The organism is Arenibacter certesii DSM 19833, from assembly GCF_000429545.1.
GTDB classification, from domain to species: domain Bacteria; phylum Bacteroidota; class Bacteroidia; order Flavobacteriales; family Flavobacteriaceae; genus Arenibacter; species Arenibacter certesii.
This window is the reverse complement of record NZ_KE386914.1, coordinates 351,825-368,206: the sequence shown is the minus strand read 5'-3', so window position 1 is coordinate 368,206 and position 16,382 is coordinate 351,825. Positions and strand designations below refer to the sequence as shown.

Here is a 16,382-nt window from a genome sequence, read left to right as displayed (position 1 = left end):
TTTCCTTTTAGAAAGTACTTTCCAAAAGGAAACTACCCTATAAAATGAATGGTGTTTTAAGTGATTAAAAACAATATAAAATAATGAAAAAGAAAGCGGTAATAAACGATTCTCCCGTTTGTCAGGTTAGGATGCAAGCCATAAGTGATACCATGAGTATTTTGTCAGGAAAATGGAAATTTCATATTCTAGGCACTCTTATAGAAGGCAGCAAATTGGGGTTTATGGACTTGTTGCGTGAAATAGACGGTATTGGTAGTAAAATGTTATCCAAAGAGCTACAAGACTTGGAAATGAACCACCTAGTTAGTAGAACAGTTATGGATACGAAGCCTATAACCGTTGAATATGCCATTACCGAATACGGTGCAACACTTTCTCCTCTTATAAATGAATTGGCAAAATGGGGTATTGAATACCGACAGTCAATTCATGGTTCAAAAGGAGTCTAATCGCCTATACCTTTTTTGACTACTACGTCTGTTATAATTCTATGGGTTACTGCTTGGCAAATTGTAAGTGGACTACAATGCTTACCTCTTTTCCAACTCCTGCTGCGACCGGATCAAAATTAATATTATAATCAAACCTATTAATTGTGGTTTTAGCTTTCAACCCTAATTTTTCACCTTTATCGCTCTTGGCTATCCCACCATAGTACACATCAAAAATCACTTCTTTAGTTACATCTTTTATCGTTAGGTCTCCGTATAGTAAATAATGGTCCGGCTTGCCTGTAGCTAAAATTTTAGTGCTTTTAAAAGTCATGTTAGGATATTTTTCCACCTCAAAAAAATCAGCGCTCTTTAAGTGGTTATCCCTATCTTCTACACTCGTATTTATACTTGCTACTTTTACTGTAAAATCATATGTAGCGTTCTCTAGCGTTTCTCCAGCGGTAGTTAAATTTCCAGTATAATCTAGAAATTTTCCATTCACAATACTAATTCCAGAATGTTCTATATTAAAATTTAGAGAAGAATGATACGGATCTACTTTCCATTGGGTTTGGGCAAATGAGCTTACTGTAAGGAAGATCATTGCAACGAATGACATTAGATTTTTCATAGTAATAGAATTTTTAAAATGTTAGTATTTATGTTAGGGTCTCGCTCTTAGTTATTGATAAAACATTGCCATAAATAATTGAATATTTATGGCAATTGTTACTTCTCACCTATATAGTTTATTTATTGGTAGGTCTTGGTGCCCATCTGTTATATGGCGTCATGTCAAAGCTATTTACTTCATCCATGGTTAATCCAAGTGCTTTTGCAACACCCTCTCCGTATTCCGGGTCTGCTTTATAACAGTTTCTAATATGACGAATCTGAATAAATTTTTCTGCACCACCTACCTGGGCTGCTGTATTATTAAATAATAGATCTGCTTTGCCATCGGCTTTTATAATGCGGAATAAATCACCTGGCTGAGTGAAGTAATCTTCATCATCATCTCTAAAGTTATGTGCATAAGCGTCACCACTTAATTCTAATGGTGGTTCTTGTGCCATTGGTTGTTCTTGCCATTCGCCATAACTGTTTGGCTCGTAATGTTTAGTGCCACCATAGTTGCCATCCACACGCATTGCACCATCTCTATGATAAGCGTGATAAGGACAAGTTGGTTTGTTTACAGGAATTTGATAGTGATTTACACCTAGTCTATAGCGTTGCGCATCTCCATAAGAGAATAATCTTCCCTGTAGCATTTTGTCTGGGGAGAACCCAATTCCAGGAACAATATTAGTTGGATTGAAGGCGGCTTGTTCTACATCCTGAAAATAATTGTCTGGGTTTCTATTTAATTCAAACTCCCCAACAGGGATAAGTGGGAAATCTTTTTTAGACCATACTTTTGTCAGGTCGAATGGGTGGAAGCGGTATGTTTTCGCTTGCTCTTCCGTCATAACCTGAATATACATTTTCCATTTCGGGAAGTCCTTTCGTTCAATAGCATCGAAAAGGTCTCTTTGTGACGACTCCCTATCCATACCTACAACTTTCATAGCCTCTTCATCAGATAAGTTCTCTATGCCTTGCTGCGTAACAAAGTGAAACTTTACCCAATGCCTAACATTGTCTTTATTTATTAAACTATAGGTATGACTCCCAAAACCGTGCATATGCCTATAACCTTTTGGAATTCCACGATCACTCATGATAATCGTAACCTGATGCAAGGATTCTGGAAGCAATGTCCAAAAATCCCAGTTGTTATTGGCACTCCTTAAATTCGTTTTCGGATCACGTTTTACGGCGTGGTTTAAGTCTGGGAACTTCATTGGATCGCGAAAGAAAAATACAGGCGTATTATTTCCAACTAAATCCCAAATTCCTTCATCGGTATAAAATTTCAATGCAAAGCCTCTAATATCTCTTTCGGCATCTGCCGCTCCTCTTTCTCCAGCAACGGTAGAAAACCTACCAAACATCTTTGTTTTTTTTCCGATTTCACTGAAGATATTGGCCTTGGAGTATTTTGTAATATCATGAGTTACAGTAAACGTTCCAAAAGCACCGGAACCTTTTGCGTGCATTCTTCTTTCCGGTATGACTTCTCGGTCAAAATTTGCCATTTTTTCAAGAAACCAAGCATCTTGCATTAACATTGGTCCACGTGGACCTGCGGTTTGAACGTTCTGATTATCTGGAACAGGTGCACCCGTTTGTCTTGTTAATTTTTTTGATTTTTCATCCTCCATGACTTTTGCTGTTTTAATTGATTTAATTAGCCATTTAAGATACGATAATTCTTAAAATTAAAAAATGGATCGGATTAGTATTATGAAAGTGAATAATTGTTTTTAATTATGGAGATTCTTCTTCTAATTGGTAGCGGCTGGGATATCTTTCAACTCAAAAACAGAGACATAAATCCATTTAATTATATCAATGATTCATACAATTAAAACAATGTTTTGCGAATTATGAGCTAGACATGATGCCTACTTTCATATATGTAAATAGAGAGGTGAAAACGAATATTAGTAAGTTTTGAGAATAGTAAAATGACTTATTTTATTCCGAAAGGTTTTGCTGGTAATTCATTTAGCCAGTTTTTCCCGTATATTTTGTTCAGATAGTCAGAAATAATCTGATTGTTTTCCGTCGCTCTTTTATAGGACAAAGGGTTAACTTCACGGTTTTCTTTAACAAATCCAACTCCATATTTATCTTTAAACTTTACATATTCTTTCGGTATTGAATTATCAATTCCGTGAATGATAAAATTGAGATCTCCCTTTTCAAAAAGTTGATCTATCTCTTCATCGGTGGTATGATGTGCCACAACAGCGGGGATTAAATTAATACTACCCGCATTCTGTTCACTTTTTTCCAATAAACGGACGGTGATTGTATTTTTTTGTTTGGTGATTTTTGAAGGATAATAGGTATAGGCGGCCAATTCATTTGAGGTAAATCCAAATTGGTACTTTCCTTTTTCGGGAAGTGTAATTTTAAAACTTTGCGTTCCGCTGACTTTAATTCTTTGGTTTGTTTCCGTAACAAAGAATTCACCTTCAATATTATTATAGGCTGTTACCTTTTCAAAAACAACCGTAGCCAGGATTTCTTTTTCCGTGGCATGAGAAACTATGAATGATAAACTTAATAGTAAAGATAGAAGGCTTTTGATCATCGTCATTAGTTTTTTTATTTAAAATAGGATAAATCCTATTTGCTCCCAATTAACTAAAGAAGGGAAGCCGTTTCGTGATTGATTTCGAATTCTAAATAACATTTAAATATAGAATAAATTTCCTCTGTAGAGTTAACTAACTGGTCTTAAAAGTCAATTTTTCATGACGAAGTTATCTTTTTTCATTTACTCACTTAATACGATGTGAATGCGCACACGTGGGCCTGCCCGATCTATTCAGGCGGGCCTGCCCTTATCGTTCAGGTGAGTCTAGAAATGTTATTGATGGTTTCCGTAGCTTATCTTATGGGATTGCCCTAAGGGGGATTCCATTATGGGACTAAAAAACCATTTAAATTTATAAAACTAGATCCTTTGTTTGCACTAGGTTGATAAAGATGCTTTTAGTTCGTTTATTTAATGGCAATAGCGGCACTTGTGGGGCCAGTAAGGGGCATAATGGAAATGTGCCCAAACCCTGCTTCTTTGGTCATCTCTTCAAAATCGGATGTTGAAAAATCGTAACCTTCTGCTGTTTCTATCAACATATTTAGGGACATTAACAGGCCAAAGGCATTCTTCCTTCGATCCGCATCAATAAGATTTTCAATAACCACGAAGGAACCTCCTTTTGGCAAAGCATCATAAGCTTTCTTGATCAATATTTTTTTATCACTTTTTCCCCAATCGTGTAAAATATTCCCCATGGTAATCACATCAGATTTTGGGAAAGGATCAGTAAAAAAATCGCCAGATAATAAATCGACTTTATCAGATAATCCCATATTTTGGAGGTTTTCCTTTGCTATCGATTCAACGGGAGGCAAATCAAAAGAAGTACATTTCATATGTGGGTTGTTTAGGTACACATGTGCCGATAGGGTACCGCCCGATCCTCCTATATCGCAGAGGGTGTTATAGCTGGAAAAATCGAATTCCTTCCCAAAGGCTATAAAATTGCCTTTTTGTACGCCCGTCATGGCTTCGATAAATTCCCTGAGCTTTACAGGATCGGTATAGATAGTTTCAAAAAGGGATTTGCCATTGTTTTTGGTTTCATTTTGTGGTAAGCCTGTTTTTAATCCGTCCTCAAGATTATTCCAAAAGGGGTAGAGTCGGTTGTTGGACATTTCTAGGATTCCACCTATATAACTTGGCTTGTTCTTATCCAGGAAAAGGGCGGTATCCGCCGCATTGCTATAGATTGATGTTTTTTTAATTCCAGTCCGATTTAAAAATCCAAGTGCTACCAAAGCATCCAGAAAATCATAAAGGCTTCTGGAATGAAGCCCCAGTTTTTCTTGTATTTCCTGGCCATAAAGCGGACTTTTGGCCAATAGGGTAAACAGCCCCATATTGACCGCTGTAAGTAAAGTCTTGGTGGCAAAATAACCCGTTCCGATTTGCATTATTTTGGAGGGATCTACTTGAGTTGTTTTAGTGGTTTTCATTGTTTAAATGATTTAAAAAAAAGTAAAATGATTATTTCTTATTTTCTATAGTTCTTCCACTTCACCTACTAATAGCGTTACGCCACCAGTGACAAAATTTGGGAGATCTGCTGCTACATCCTGACCTACAGAGGAACTCATTGTTTTTTGCATCGCCTCTGGGGTGTTAAACCAAAATTCAGCCATCCGGTAGTAGTCTGGTTTACTACCATCGAAATAATTGAGAAATTTTGTTAGCTCCATTTTTGCAAGACCTTTCATTTTAGCAACTTTAGATAAATGGGTATTAGCATAGTAGGCTTCAAATTCAGCTGCGTTCGTAGGATGTCCGTACAATACAGTTAGCTTTATCATTATATTTTAGTTATGGTAAGCTTGTATTTATACAGGCTTTAGTTATAATAATTTAAATGAAATTAGTTGCTAGCGACTTTAAATGGTTGTTCAAGTAACCTTTCGTTATAATAAGCGGACTCACGTATAATCTTACCGTCTTTATTAAAATCGTCAATAAAAAACACGGGAAGCACTATTGCCATTTTATCGGATTTACGAACTAGGTGAAAATTCCACCATGATAGTACAGCCCGACTATCGTCCATCTCATACTCTAGATAATCTGGATAGCCGGACATCTCGATAGTAACCAGATCAAATTTTTCTAAAAATGCTTTATCCTGCACTTTTTGGTCTGCCAAAGAAATCCCTCTGTTTTTAAATGAGCTTAAGTCACCAAAGGTGGCATCTTCTTCATAAAAGCTATAAGCCTTTTCCATATCTCCTTTTTCCATGGCATAGATCATTTTTCTTATGGTATTTATATTGTCATGGTGGTTATAAATGGTGCCATTTTTTCTATCCACAAAACTGGCTCTGATTTCATCTAATACGGTTCCGTTAGCATAATTTATAATGGTATTAATTTTATTGTCTTCGGTAAGTTTATATAATCTGTGAGCAGAAGCGTCTATTTTAACGCCTGTTCTTTTGTGGACTCCATTTAATTCTACCCAAGTTTGTACCCATACTTCCTGGTCTTTATTGTCCTTTTTGTACTCTATAGCATCTGGATAAGAGTCTGGAAAGGGAGTTACGGAATAATAATCCAATGCATTGAAATAAAGCAGTTGATTTCTTATAAAAGCAGCTTTATCTAACCCTTTTGTATCTGGTACGTTGGTTGTACCCCAATACGCTTTAAAATCCTCTGTGATATAGCTAGCCATTTTAAGGGAGTCACCTGCTACGGAAGCTTTAACGAACTCATCTACCACATTAATGGCCGGATGTTCTATATACACATTACCGTTGGTTTTTTTTTGCCCGAAAGCCGTTGTAATGCTTAACAAAGCAAGTGCTAAAAGTGTAATTTTTGTTTTCATCTTTAATATTTTTTAAGGGTTTCTTATGGTTATAATTCTATTGATAGTTCCTTATTTCTAGCATTCAACCCAAACGTATTTTCTACCGCCGCATACCAATTTTCATCATTGGCTGCATTCCAGTCTATCCATTCCTCATCGGTCATTGATGCGCGCCAATCTAAAAAGGGCTGTGCATCTGGTCCAACGGGATGTCTAAGTTTCCAATTTTTACTATTTGCAATCTCTAATATTTTATTTGCCACTAAGGTTGGGGAGGTAGGAGTTTTAAGGGATGCAGCGAACAATCCACCTAATCGTTTGGAATGGGGGTAAATTGAGCCGGCAGCAATACTAATATTGTTCGCCATTTGGGTGTCAATGATACCAGGCTCTACAATAGACACATGTATATTAAAAGGCTTTACTTCTTGTGCCAGAGCTTCACTTACGGCTTCTAGTGCGAATTTGCTTGCCGCGTAAGCCCCTAAAGGGCTATTGGAAATATGTCCGGCAACAGAACTAATATTTATGATACTTCCGTTTTTGTTTTTACGCATTTCTGGCAACACGCTTTTTATGCATCGCAATACCCCAAAATAATTGGTCTCCATAACCGTTCTGAAATCCGATACGGTAAGTTCTTCTACAGATCCATGGCGCTCAACCCCTGCATTATTCACGAGTACGTCTAGAGTGCCTAAATCTTCAAGAATTGGTTTTATACACTTTTTCACCGAATCACTGGAGTCCACGTCCATTTTATGAATAGTGATGTCTAAAGATTCTTTGGAGATTATATCCCTGAAATGATGTGCCATTTTCGGATACCGCATTGTTGCGAATACTTTGTATCCTGCGCGTCCAAAAGAAAGAGCAGTTTCTAAGCCAATGCCATTACTTGTTCCCGTAATTAATGCTGTTTTCATATTGGTTGTTTTTTGCTTAATAGACGCCTATTTCCTGTCTAGATTGATTAAAAACAGACAGGATGGCAAAATGCAACAGTTCGTTCTTTGATTATTATGATAAACCAAGTTTGTATAGAGAACTTACCTTTATTAAGGTAAACTTCAGCACCCACCTGGTTGGAATATGATGAAACCTTAGGGTTGTTTTTAATATTAATTGGCGGTTACTAGGGGGAGGATATGCAAGTAAACCATTTATTAGCTTGCTTAAATACGGATAAGGACCAAAGCGTGGTTTCATTGTCCGAAGACATATTTATATTTATCCAAAATAAACTAAAAACAACCTTGCAAAGACAAAGGGCATTCTGCTATTGTATTTATAGGATTTGAAACAGAATTATGAGTAACATAAATTAAGGTCAGAATACTAACTGGATCCTGCGCATGATTAAGGGTATTGGTAATATATCTTTTGGTCTTAATTGAAGAATATATTATTATAAAGTAAAACGAGGATTCTCTTATGTAACAAATTCCTAGTTTTTCTCTTATTGGTGTATGGTTCCATACAGTAAGGAACAGGGCTGATAAACTAAGGTACGGTACACCTTGGTTTAGAGGAGCCAGCCGCAGCGAAGGCCAGCGCGCCAACTGGCCCCTTGCTGCAAATGCAAATCGTTGCATTTACATTGCGCTCCTCTGCGGATAAGGAGTTTCGCTTCGCCATTTAAACAGTATATTATTATAAATCACCAAAATTATGTTTGCTAAAGTTTATGTTCTCGGGCCTGAGTTAGAGAGGGACTTAATTCTTAAAAGATTCAGGTTTTTACAATGGTTCATTTAAATTTGCCCCTTAATAGAAAAGTTAATTAAAGTAAGTGGTTTTATAAACGACATTGGGATAAAGGTTCCATATTTGAAATTGAACGTAGAGCATGACCTAAATCTAGTCGTAAATACGAATGAAGATATGCGAATCGCACCCGCCTGAATGACGCAGTCGGGCAGATATGACCATTATAAAAAACAATAAATACCTACATATGAAAAGAGTAGTAATAACAGGCTTGGGAGCATTAACTCCAATAGGAAATTCAGTAGATGAATTATGGCAAAGTGCTATCAATGGTAAAAGTGGCATGTCTAGAATAACCAAATTTGACCCCACATTGTTTAAAACTACTTTTGCAGCTGAGCTTAAAGATTTTACCCCAGAAAAATATCTTGTGCGGAATGAGATAAAACGAAGTGATCGCTTTACCCAATATGCACTCTATTCAGCAGCTGAGGCTATCAATAATAGTGGTTTAGAACTAGAATCCCTATCTCCTTTTGATATAGGAGTTATTTGGGCATCTGGTCAGGGTGGAATGCAAACCTTTGAAAATGAGGTGATGAATTATACTCAAGAAGGAAAACAGCCTCGCTTTAATCCATTTTTTGTTCCAAAGATGCTTGTGAATATGGCATCGGGAATGATCGCAATGAAATTTGGATTGATGGGGATTAACTATACAGCGGTATCCGCTTGTGCCTCATCTAACTCGGCGATTATGGATGCTTTTAATTATATACGTTTAAACAAAGCCAAAGTAATGATTACAGGAGGTTCGGAAGCACCCATTACTGAGGCTTCTATAGGAGGTTTTAATGCAATGAAAGCTTTGTCGACCCGAAACAGCAACCCGCAACTAGCATCTAGACCTTTTGATGTGGACAGGGACGGATTTGTAATGGGAGAAGGAGCGGGTGCATTGGTCCTTGAAGAGTATGAACATGCTAAAAAACGAGGCGCAAAAATTTATGCTGAAGTCGTAGGGGCTGCGATGACCGATGATGCTTACCATATCTCTACAACACATCCGGAAGGCATAGGGGCAATTAAGGCAATGGAATTGGCGATGGAAGAAGCAAAGTTAAATCCTGATGAGGTGAACTATTTAAACGCGCATGCTACCTCTACCGCCGTGGGAGATTTAAGTGAGATGAAAGCCGTGGAGAAAGCATTTAATAATAATTTTAATAACCTTAAAATTAGTGCGACCAAATCAATGACGGGTCATTTAATAGGTGCTGCTGGGGCTATTGAAGCAATTTTGTCTATTAAAGCGATAGAAAACAATATAGTCCCTCCTACCATTAATACGGTAGAAATTGATTCGAAAATTCCCAAAACAATGCCTATAGTTATTAAAGATGCAGTTGAGAGCCAAGTTAAGGTTGCCATGAGCAATACCTTTGGTTTTGGCGGACATAATGCAACCGTAATCTTTAAGGGGATTTAATTTTTTCCGAGTCATGTTATTTTATTAAAACAGATCTATTAACAATGGATAGTACACATAAATTTAAATCAACTTACATGAAAATTAATTTACTCCTAATTATTCTAAGTGTCTTCTTACTGTCCTGCGGCAATAAAGAGAAAACAAAATTGCAAAAAGAGGTCGCAACAGACTTTCAAAATAAAGGGCATCAGTTGGTGTATGCCATGACTCAGAAAGTTGGTGATTACCGTAAACTTCTAGATAAAAAGGACGTGATATATACGTACACATATCTAACTCCCGATGGAAAAGAGGATGTAGTTACGGAAAAGTATCTTTTTAACGGAGAGCTTTCTTATGGTGCCTATAATAAACATGAAAGAACTCTTCCCCAACTTGAGGGCCTAGTGGAGCAAGGTTTTGATGGCAGCGAATTCTGGCTAAAGCACAATGGAAATATCCTAAATGATGAAAGCCTATTAAAAGGAGTAGTCTTTAATAGACCCACTAACTTCTATTGGTTTACGATGATGCAAAAACTAATGGATAAGGGGCTGAAATACGAGTATTTAGGGGATGAAAAGATTAATGATGTTGAATATGACATTGTAAAAGTGACTTTTGATATAGCCGGGAAGAAAACTTCCGATACATATCAGCTTTACATAAACAAGGAGACCGAATTAGTAGATCAATTTCTTTTTACTGTCGCTGATTATGATGTGATAGAAAATCCGTATTTGATGAAATTGGAATATGAAAATATTGATGGACTATTATTGCCAACAATACGAAAATATAAAAAATCTACTTGGAATGCTGACATAACCGATGAGCCATGGATAAAGGTGACCTGGACCAATATTAAATTAGGGAATGGCTTAACAAAGGAAGATTTTAGAAAGTAGGATATTTTCTTTTCCACTATTTGTAAAGTGGTGGTGTATTTAAATTAGGGTTGGACTTTAATTTTAACCCTATTTTTATAGAACGAATCAATAATCAATTTTCAATTCCTCATACTGTACCTCGTTTATGATATCGGGTCTGTTGGAATCTACCTTGGGACTGTACAGGTCTTTACTGATAGGGTAGGCGTGGAGGGCGGCATCATCCATATCGTTCTGCATTACACTAAGAATATTATTTTGAGTAAGATCAGAATTTAACCAGATCTGCACATCTTCATCATTTAAGATAACGGGTCTCCTATTCTTGGTATTATGTATTTTTTTAAAAAGGGGGGTGGCTTCCTTGGTGAGGATAGTAAAAGTATTAAATCCGTCTTTGGTGGTGGTATAAAGTCCGGCAAGACTAAGTAAGGACTTGTCTTTTCGTTCGAAATAAAAAGGAATTTTAAAGTTTTTAGGGGCGGTATGGGGTTCAAAGAATCCATCTACAGGAACAACACATCGTTTAGTAAAGGCACTGTTCTTATAAATAAAATGGTCAAAAAGTTTTTCGGAGCGCGCATTTAATCCCGCACCAAACCGTGCGGCTTCCTTATAGTAATTTTTATAATTGGCACCATTTTCGTTAGCGGGCATAATGCCCCACATTGAAGGGGTAATGTGCTCACTGCTTTCTTGGGGAATCATCCACATTATAGGATGGGCCCAACCGTTGGCATGGTGATATACTAAATCGTCATTAATAGGTGCTTTGCCAATTAACTTGGATACATTATAAGATTTTTGCAAGCTTTTTACGGAGGTGATTACCCTAGTGCCAAAACACATTACATTAGTTTTTTTCTAATTTAAGAATTTAACTTTTAAGAGGAAGCCTTAATAGAATAAATTACTAATTTTGGATAAAATCCATAAACTAGGATAATATCCAATAGAAATGAAGAATATAGTATATCGAAATCATGATCGTTATGCCATAAAGCGACTCCTTATGGAAATAGGAGCACACCAATTAACTAAGGAGTGTGAGCAGATGCGCTTACCTTTTCCCAAAAGATTGGGACTATTTTATATAGAGAGTACAGATGCCTGTGTATATCTAGTATATAAATATTATGATGGGGAAAGAAAAGTTATGAAATTGGATAGGTACGAACTACCTGAAGCTGGGTGGACAAGGGTAATCATGGAATAAAAACAGCTATAAATAAAAAGTGGTTTAAGAAGACCTTTAGTAATTGAAGTGCTGATAAATAAAAAAAAGGGCGCTCCCGAAATTACACGCCCTTTTTCTGTTTTTTTCGCCGTTTACTGTAGAACAGTAAATTACGATCTGCAAAACTATTCAACAAAAAGGGACCTTGAAAAAAATTAACGCTTCCCATTAAATTTTTAACATTTTGTGGGTAAAGTCAGTTACGAAAAAAGCACTAACCCCATAATCATAGGGTTTAATGCTTTTATTTACTAACATGCATTTACTTATTCCTCAGCGAAAACGATTAGTGCAGGAAACCAATAGTGTTCATAGAAGATATTTTTCTTCATCGCACCTGTAGTACCATCATAAAAATAGAGATTATTTTTTGCTGCCGAAGCACCCCATCCATCTATTGTTGTAATCACCACCTGATTGTTATTAGGATCAATATTTAGTCCAGCTCCAGAAGTCATTCTGCCCGAGGGTAGAGTGAGCAAGGGCGAATTTAAAGAGGTAATATCGCCTATCACATACTTATATACCTTTAGACCATTAAGGAAATAAAGGGCATTTTCTTGTTTAGACGCTGCTAAGGAACTAACAGTCCAAGCCCAAGCGTTGTGAGCAACACTTACACCAGTAGGCATTATTATACTTTCCATTTCTAAGGTGAGGGGATTTATTTTTAAAAGGGTGTTGCCATCAGCACTCCATACCATACCATCTTTACTAACTACCAATCCACCTTTACCTTTATCGAACGTTTTATCGATTGTCCAAGTATTGGTGTTAATAACATAAATTTTACCCTTAGCAACTGCAAACACGTACTGTCTGTACTGTAATAATTCTCCAACCTCTCCGGTAATACCCTCAATTTTATCTCCTAGAGTAAGGGGATCTAAATTTAGCTTGTAAATGCCTTTGGAAGTACTTACTAATCCTAAGTCCTCAGAAACCCCACAAAAAGCCCTTCCGTCCCCGGCTAAAGTATTAAAACTAGGGATACGTGCTGTTTCTTTCATGGTTTTGGCATTTGCCACCACTAAGGCACCTTGTTTAGATACAATATACATTTGCTCATTGTAGATGGTTGCAAATTGGGTTGTATTTCCTAGACTATCTTGCGGATTGGCAGTAGAAAACAATCTCGTTTCCAATTCATTGGATCCATCTCTTAAAAAGGTAATGCTCCCCGATTCCTTTCCAAACCACCCTTCATTGATTATGAAAATCCCGTTAGAATAATCAAATGTCGCAGTTTGCTCCATGGGCACAGTGATTTGTGTGTCGTTACTAAAGGTAAACACCATAGTTCCGTCTAATACCACAATATCAGTAATGCTTGGGGCATCTAAACCATCATTTCCATCCGTAGCTTCTGCTTTAATTCCAGAATCTTGGCCGTTTATATGCCAAAACCCATCTATTATATTAATTTCTGGACTATTTCCATCTTCGCCATCTTGTCCATCTTTCCCAGATGCTTTTACTCCACTATCCTCACCGTCTACTAACCAATTACCATTATCTCCTACCGTAAAAACAGGGGTGTGACCATTGGTTAAGGCTATGTTGCTACCGTCGGAGAAAATAATAGAATAACCATTAGCCGTATTTTCAACAGCATCTATTGTTAATTTGTTTTGAAGGGCATTAAGTAGCGTTTCGTAGTTTTTTAATAACGCTGCCTGCTGCTCTTGTTCTTTCTTTAAAGCTTGTTGTTCTTGAGACAGTTGATCATATTTACTGTTCAGGTCATTTATGTCGTCTTTGTTACAGCCCGTAAGTAGTATTAGTATTGCAAAAAAGAATAAGGATGCTAATTTTCTCATTTTTATTATAGTTTGATTTCTTTATGTTTTCCTCTGTGTTATTTACTCTAAGTTCAAATCCCTAAATCCTGATATTTCAGTGGAAACCTCACCTAACCAGCCTCCTTGATTGCGATTAGCGGTGTACACTTTTACAAAGTCGATCCCTTCTAAGGTTACGCTTTCACCATCTTTGTCCACTGCCCAACTGATATCTATTTGTCCTCTCTCATCGTTATTGCCCCAATTATCTGTATATCCATAATCATAAGCAGGATTAGCCCAATTAGTGCCTTGTCCAGAGAGATCGGTTACATTAGATTTTAGGAACGTACCCTTAAAGGTAATACTGTCGGCTTTCCAAGTAGGATAATAGGTTTGTCTATGAAAACTGTTCTTGGAGACATATCCTGTTTCCCCCTGGTTATCTGTCCATCGAATATAATTGGGTTCGCTAGCGTTTTCTGGTTCGGTCTCTGGTCTATAATAAGTAATTTCGTAGTTGTGGATGGTAGTCTCTTTGAGGTGTTCCGAACCTTGAATCTCATACCATTCGTCATCTGGCTTTCCATTACCATTAGCATCATAAGAAACCATCACCATACCTGGTTCTGCCCAAGTTGGCAAGGCATTTCCTAGTACTACGAAGTCGTTTCCTTCTTTATTTATGATAGTATGATCAAACCCCATAACCACATAACCTCCATAGCCTCCAAGTGAAATCATTCTATTGTTTGTCAAAGCCGTTTCCACTTTTTCTCTAATAGTTTCATCATTGTCTTCCGCAGTTGCTGCTGGCATTTTATTGGTATACTGGCCGGGAGCAGGGAAATAATCGAATACTTGTGTGATTTTGTTCGCGTAGTTCTGCTCATTTACGGTAACCGTAAAGATTTCCGAATTTTCATCCACCCCATTTTTGGCAGCAAATTTTAATTGGTAATCCCCTGCATCAGCAAAAACATAGAGCAAATCTGCAGCTTGTGAAACTTCACTACCATTTACTGACCAGCTATATGTTGCTTCCTGATCATTTATGATTTGAGGCTGAAGACGGAACCATTGCATTTTGTCTATAACAAATCCATCGGTAGGCTGGGGTAACTGAATTTGAGGAGCACTTGCATTAATGGTTATTGTGCGGCCATCCGCAAAGGTGAAGGTCATAGTACCATCAGCCATTGTTATTGCCGTAATCTCTGAGGCATCCTTACCACTTTGGCCAGCAGCGGAGGTACCGGTATCCTCCCCATTAATGATCCAATTTCCATTTTCCCCAATACTAATTTCGGGAGCTTTTCCACTTTCTCCTGCATCTCCTTGAGCCGGAGTACCCGTATCTTCCCCATCAATATACCAGTTGCCGTTCTCCCCAATCTCAATAAAGGAAGAGGTGTTGCGAACATTTAATTTAGAACCGTCGCTCATACTGATGATATAGCCTTTATTATTTGTTTCGTAATCAACTATATAAAGACGTTTATTTAGTACCTCCAATAGGTTCTCGTATTGTGCCATTCTATCCTTAAGTGCAGAGATATCATTTCTAAGGTCTTTGATGTCATCTTTGTAACATCCGCTTAATAGCAGTAGTGTAGCTACTGCAAATACTAATTTTCGCATGATTAATTATAATTATTGATTTATTGTTGTTGATTTTGATTTGAAAGCAATATGTGCAGGTATATCTCCGGTGGTTACCGTGAACTTCAGTTCTCCGGTTTTATCGATACAGTAAAGCGTTCCGGGGGATACATAGTCCCCGGCATCGGATATATAAATGAATTGGGATAATGGATCTACCGCCAAGGCATAAGGGGTTTGTATGGCTTCACTAACGGATTCTAGTAGGAAGCTACCCTCTAAGAGCGTTTCATTTTTTACGTTTATCATGGAATAGTTACTATTCCAACCAAAGGTTTCATAACTAAACTCCGATCCAATAATATAAGCAGTATCCCTTACTATGGTAAGGTTGGAAGTAGGGAGATCAAAACTTTTTTTAACCATACCGGTTTTAGTGTCGATCACAAAAAGCTGCGAAGGAATGTCAAAATAATCTCCTCGGGAGCTTACATATAAATCTCCGTAATCGTCCGCTTTTAGTCGGTGCAGGTTAATGGCAACATCAATATCTTTTATCTTGGTAAAACTGGATAGGTCTATTACTGATACTATACTTTCATAGTTGGGCGCACTATATCCACCGGAATTAGCTACGTATAACTTGTTGTCTACTACTGCCATCTCCTCTGGTTGGCGACCCACCTTAACAGTACGTTTTATTTCTAAGGAGGTGGTGTCAATTTCAGCGACAAATCCGTTTGGGGAATCTTCTCCTAATTGTACGTCGCCATCATATGCACTTACATAGGCTTTTCCATTAGAGAAAGTAATATCCCTTGCGTTTTTCACGTCAATTACCTTAAGTCGTTTACTGGTCTCCACATCCATAACTTCCACCTTGTTGGAGTTGTTGATTACGGCGTAAAGTTTGGACCCATATATACCTAAATCATTGCCTACATCGCCTAATCCTAATGTAGCCTCGGGATTTGCCTGTCCATAAACATTACGGCGATATTTGCCCGTCTCATATTCATAATAATCCAAGGAGGCTTTGTTCATATTCATATTCCCCTCGTTCAACAGATAAAAACCTTCTGTGGTAGTTACGGTTTGTGGGGGCAAAATATCTTCTTCCTCAGGAATAATAAGATCGTCCTTCCTGCAACCCGTTATGGAAAGGATGGCAATAAATATTAAAATGGTATTTCTGTACTTTTTTAGCATCTGCGTGTCTCTATTTATTGTGATT

At 37.3% G+C, this 16,382-nt stretch carries 15 protein-coding genes; 4 read left to right on the top strand and 11 right to left on the bottom strand.

Going from position 1 to position 16,382, the window contains the following annotated elements:
• Window positions 1-83: 83 nt before the first annotated feature.
• On the top strand, window positions 84-452 hold the full coding sequence (locus G466_RS0120345; protein ID WP_026811292.1) for a winged helix-turn-helix transcriptional regulator: 369 nt from the start codon (window positions 84-86) through the stop codon (window positions 450-452).
• Window positions 453-498: 46 nt separating this feature from the next.
• Here the strand turns inward: G466_RS0120345 and G466_RS0120340 are convergent, their stop codons facing one another.
• The 7 genes from G466_RS0120340 to G466_RS0120310 all read right to left on the bottom strand — a co-directional run bounded on the left by G466_RS0120340 (window position 499) and on the right by G466_RS0120310 (window position 7,383).
• Window positions 499-1,068, bottom strand: coding sequence for a YceI family protein (locus tag G466_RS0120340; RefSeq protein ID WP_026815261.1), 570 nt, complete (start codon window positions 1,066-1,068; stop codon window positions 499-501).
• Between the two features lie 118 nt (window positions 1,069-1,186).
• A complete protein-coding gene (locus tag G466_RS0120335; protein WP_026815260.1) occupies window positions 1,187-2,704 on the bottom strand; it encodes a catalase in 1,518 nt (505 codons plus the stop codon).
• Window positions 2,705-3,015: 311 nt separating this feature from the next.
• Complete coding sequence (locus G466_RS0120330) at window positions 3,016-3,642, bottom strand: FEKKY domain-containing protein (protein ID WP_026815259.1); 627 nt, start codon at window positions 3,640-3,642, stop codon at window positions 3,016-3,018.
• 413 nt (window positions 3,643-4,055) lie between these two features.
• Window positions 4,056-5,093 carry a methyltransferase gene (locus G466_RS0120325; RefSeq protein WP_026815258.1) on the bottom strand — a complete coding sequence of 346 codons (1,038 nt, stop codon included), beginning with the start codon at window positions 5,091-5,093 and terminating at the stop codon, window positions 4,056-4,058.
• A 45-nt stretch (window positions 5,094-5,138) separates the two neighbouring features.
• Window positions 5,139-5,447, bottom strand: a complete 309-nt coding sequence (locus G466_RS0120320; RefSeq protein WP_026815257.1) for an EthD family reductase — start codon at window positions 5,445-5,447, stop codon at window positions 5,139-5,141.
• A 62-nt stretch (window positions 5,448-5,509) separates the two neighbouring features.
• Window positions 5,510-6,475: a nuclear transport factor 2-like protein gene (locus G466_RS0120315; protein ID WP_026815256.1), complete on the bottom strand. Its 966-nt coding sequence runs from the start codon at window positions 6,473-6,475 to the stop codon at window positions 5,510-5,512.
• A gap of 29 nt (window positions 6,476-6,504) precedes the next feature.
• Complete coding sequence (locus tag G466_RS0120310) at window positions 6,505-7,383, bottom strand: SDR family oxidoreductase (protein WP_026815255.1); 879 nt, start codon at window positions 7,381-7,383, stop codon at window positions 6,505-6,507.
• 1,031 nt (window positions 7,384-8,414) lie between these two features.
• Here G466_RS0120310 and fabF point away from each other — a divergent pair.
• Together fabF and G466_RS0120300 are read left to right on the top strand one after the other, a co-directional pair.
• Entirely contained in the window at window positions 8,415-9,656 is a 1,242-nt protein-coding gene (gene fabF, locus G466_RS0120305; RefSeq protein WP_026815254.1) for a beta-ketoacyl-ACP synthase II, read from the top strand.
• Between the two features lie 77 nt (window positions 9,657-9,733).
• Window positions 9,734-10,546, top strand: coding sequence for a DUF6503 family protein (locus G466_RS0120300; protein WP_026815253.1), 813 nt, complete (start codon window positions 9,734-9,736; stop codon window positions 10,544-10,546).
• 87 nt (window positions 10,547-10,633) lie between these two features.
• Here G466_RS0120300 and G466_RS0120295 read toward each other — a convergent pair whose 3' ends face one another.
• A complete protein-coding gene (locus G466_RS0120295; protein WP_026815252.1) occupies window positions 10,634-11,377 on the bottom strand; it encodes an SOS response-associated peptidase in 744 nt (247 codons plus the stop codon).
• 109 nt (window positions 11,378-11,486) lie between these two features.
• On the opposite strand from G466_RS0120295, the gene G466_RS0120290 reads away from it, so the two are divergent.
• Window positions 11,487-11,744, top strand: a complete 258-nt coding sequence (locus G466_RS0120290; RefSeq protein ID WP_026815251.1) for a hypothetical protein — start codon at window positions 11,487-11,489, stop codon at window positions 11,742-11,744.
• A 287-nt stretch (window positions 11,745-12,031) separates the two neighbouring features.
• Here G466_RS0120290 and G466_RS0120285 read toward each other — a convergent pair whose 3' ends face one another.
• From G466_RS0120285 to G466_RS0120275, 3 genes are read right to left on the bottom strand one after another with little or no spacing between them, the layout of a single operon-like run.
• A complete protein-coding gene (locus G466_RS0120285) occupies window positions 12,032-13,585 on the bottom strand; it encodes a DUF5074 domain-containing protein (protein WP_026815250.1) in 1,554 nt (517 codons plus the stop codon).
• A gap of 42 nt (window positions 13,586-13,627) precedes the next feature.
• On the bottom strand, window positions 13,628-15,187 hold the full coding sequence (locus G466_RS0120280; protein ID WP_051315811.1) for a PKD-like domain-containing protein: 1,560 nt from the start codon (window positions 15,185-15,187) through the stop codon (window positions 13,628-13,630).
• Window positions 15,188-15,199: 12 nt separating this feature from the next.
• Window positions 15,200-16,357: a YncE family protein gene (locus G466_RS0120275; protein ID WP_026815248.1), complete on the bottom strand. Its 1,158-nt coding sequence runs from the start codon at window positions 16,355-16,357 to the stop codon at window positions 15,200-15,202.
• Window positions 16,358-16,382 lie beyond the last annotated feature (25 nt).